This window comes from Bathymodiolus platifrons methanotrophic gill symbiont (genome assembly GCF_002189065.1).
Classification (GTDB): Bacteria; Pseudomonadota; Gammaproteobacteria; order Methylococcales; family Methylomonadaceae; genus Methyloprofundus.
The window spans coordinates 1-3,069 of record NZ_BDMN01000471.1 but is presented as its reverse complement, the minus strand read 5'-3'; the positions used below and the strand labels follow the sequence as shown (position 1 = coordinate 3,069).

2 protein-coding genes are annotated in these 3,069 nt (G+C 33.8%); one reads left to right on the top strand and one right to left on the bottom strand.

Features of this window, described 5'->3' with window-relative positions; genetic code table 11:
* The first annotated feature begins 1,043 nt into the window (after window positions 1–1,043).
* Window positions 1,044–1,802 carry an IS1 family transposase gene (locus CDZ78_RS19490; RefSeq protein ID WP_087868583.1) on the top strand — a complete coding sequence of 253 codons (759 nt, stop codon included), beginning with the start codon at window positions 1,044–1,046 and terminating at the stop codon, window positions 1,800–1,802.
* A 16-nt stretch (window positions 1,803–1,818) separates the two neighbouring features.
* On the opposite strand, the gene CDZ78_RS19485 is transcribed toward CDZ78_RS19490, so the two are convergent.
* On the bottom strand, window positions 1,819–3,042 hold the full coding sequence (locus CDZ78_RS19485; RefSeq protein WP_087871449.1) for an AIPR family protein: 1,224 nt from the start codon (window positions 3,040–3,042) through the stop codon (window positions 1,819–1,821).
* Window positions 3,043–3,069 lie beyond the last annotated feature (27 nt).

The window sequence follows — 3,069 nt, the reverse complement described above, 5'->3', positions numbered from 1 at the left end:
GTCTACATCACAAAATAATTGGGTTAAACTCATAAATGGGCAGCCTTTTGAAATAAATATATTCTTGGTTGCTTATATTTTTTCAGGTTTTATAGAAGGTTGCCCACTTTTCTTATCCCGAACTCAGGTTATTTAACTTTTATTTATCCGTTATTATTTATTGGCAGTTAGTACTAACTGCCAATACTATTAATCTATTGAAATTTGTTTAGTAGTAAAGTTAATTTTTGTTGTAATTACCGATGAGCTTTGTTCCCTGAAAGAACATAACCATAGGCGGTAGTATTGGCGTAGTGAACGCCACAACGGAAAACTTCAATATGTCCGCCGAGAAAATCATGAAAGATGAAACTTTCATAGACCGTCATAATGCGGAAAGCGGGGGGGTCTGCCTTGTACCGGAAGAACTCGATATCCCTTTTTAAAACCCTACGTTTTATTCGGGTGGTGATGCCCCGCTTTCGGGTGAAGAAAAATTATCGTTAAGAGCAATAAGAATACTATTTGAAAAAGGTTTGCTTTTTGCCATATTTATAGGGCTAACACCTTCATTATTATTAGAGTGTATTTGCAACGTATTAAGCAGAAAACCCAGTGCTTCATCAAACAAAAAATTGGTGAGACTATCTATGTCTAATTGTTCTAAATCATTGAATGAGTATTCTGCTTTATCAAAAGCAAAGGATGTTACAACACGAGCAAGATTTAATTTGAAATTTGATGCTTGGGATTTTTTGTTGGAATCTGGAATGTTAACCCAGAACTCATTTGTTTTCTTTAATATGAGACAACAATTAAGATATGACTTAAAGTTTCGAGATGGATCGAATATCCTGTCATAGGTTGAATTTTCCTTAACGAGAGAAGTTGGTTTAGCTCGTGCAGAATATGGGCTACTGAACCCTATTGTTTCAATGGCTTGTGCAGTAAACTGAATACTAAATATTTTAGAAGCTGGTTTTCCAATATTCGGTAGTGGGTTAAATCTGTTATTTCACTTAAATAATTAGGAGAAGTAAAAGGTTTACATCATAATTCCTCGAATGAAATGTTATCAAGAAGTAAGTTGCCCAAATTGTCGCTGTAGCACTATCATGAAATCAGGAAAGAATGCTCAAAATATACAGCGGTATCGCTGCAAAAATAGTGCCTGCCAAACTCAAACATTTATGCTGTACTATCGCTATAATGCATGTGTGCCTGGAGTCCAAGAAAAAGTCGTCGAAATGGCTATTAATAGCAGTGGTATTAGAGACACCGCACGGGTTCTGAAAATCAATAAAAATACAGTCATCAGCATCCTGAAAAGCAAAGAAGATAGCCTTGTACAGGTAAATCCTATTTTTCTATCTCAAAAATCAGAAACACCTTTAGACGTTCGGCTGGAGCTTGTTTGCGAAGAAGTTGAGATTGATGAACAATGGTCATTTGTAGGTAAAAAGTCGAATCAGCGATGGTTATGGCATGCTGTTGATCATGCGACTAATACAGTCATTGCTTATGTATTTGGCAAGCGTAAAGATGATGTTTTCAAAGAGCTAAAAGCCTTACTGACTCCTTTTGAAATAAGCAGATATTATACAGATGACTGGGGGGCTTATGAGCGAAACTTAGATGTAAATGAACATGAAATAGGCAAACAAAACACTCAAAAAATTGAACGAAAAAACCTAAATTTTAGAACATGGGTTAAACGCTTAACGCGTCGAACAATCTGTTTTTCCAAAATAGAACAAATGCATGATATTGTCATTGGACTATTAATTAATAAAGTCGAATTTGGACGAGATATTCATGCCTAATAACAGATTTAACCCACTACCCAATATTCTTATAATAATTTTTTCGTCGATCGTAATAATAGCCTTCATTTAAGAAAAATAATTCTATTCTTCGTTGTGTTTCTTTTGTAGCTCGTAGAAGTGCAGCAGAAATTTGATTTTGGCTGTTGGTTGAAGCAATTATATTATCAATGGTTTCACTATCATTGTTGATGATAACTTTTACAAGAACAGATCTCTCATCGTCAACATTTCCATCATGACTGTTAAATATGGAATATGAAGTCTGTAGCCCATTAACTATTTGAACATTATCGATAGAGAGAGTTTTACCAACTTGATTTGGGTTCTCCGCAATAATGGTAATTCCATTGTTTAGCCACCAAAAATCTTGTGAATTATTATTAGATATTGTCTTAATTATTTTTCTGTTGACATCAACATTCCCCTGAAAATGCCTAATATTACTCTCAAATAAATAGTCCTGAATTTTACCGTCAGGATAGGCAAGAAAATTTTTATAGTCTCCAAGCCTAACCGTTCCAACATATCCAATACCACTCTCGCTAAACGATGTTGAAAGAGGATGTTCTTTAAAGGGCAATGAGAGACGAGAAGGTTTTCTTGTTTGATAAAGCTTTAGAAGCTCCTCACTACTGTACTTATTAAAAGTGATATTCGCACTAGAAAATGCCTTCTTTGTAATTTCCATTAGCTGATCTACTTTTGAATTGAACGCACCGTTTACGTTTATCTCTGTAGCATTACAGCAATAATTAAACTCTAGCTCGATTTCTCCGCCGTTTATGGATGTGTCTATCCATGCTTCTCTTAATATCAGAAACTTCTCAACAAGGCGTGAATTAAATCTTTTCATTAAGACTGATTCATTTTTTTCTAAATCGAATAAAATCGAACATGAAGCTATAAGCTTATCAATCGCTCCCTCCTTAAATGAATTTTCTTTTTTAGACTGCGAAATAATAAATTTAGAAATAGTTTTGTTCGTAAAACTAATATCTACTAACTCATCGATAGTGTCTATTATTTCGTCATTAACGATTAGTATCACAGAATCAATACCACCATCCATAGTCCCATCAACGATTGAATTTTGAATGTTTTCAAATGTTATGTTTTGGTTTTTTGTGATTTGAGTAAGTGTGAATAATTCAAATATTTCACTATCAACTGCTTCTAATTTATTTTCAGTTTTGTACTGTAAAATACAGTCATTAAGAATAATTCTATTGTTGATCATTAATTTCTCCGTAATTCTTTATAACTG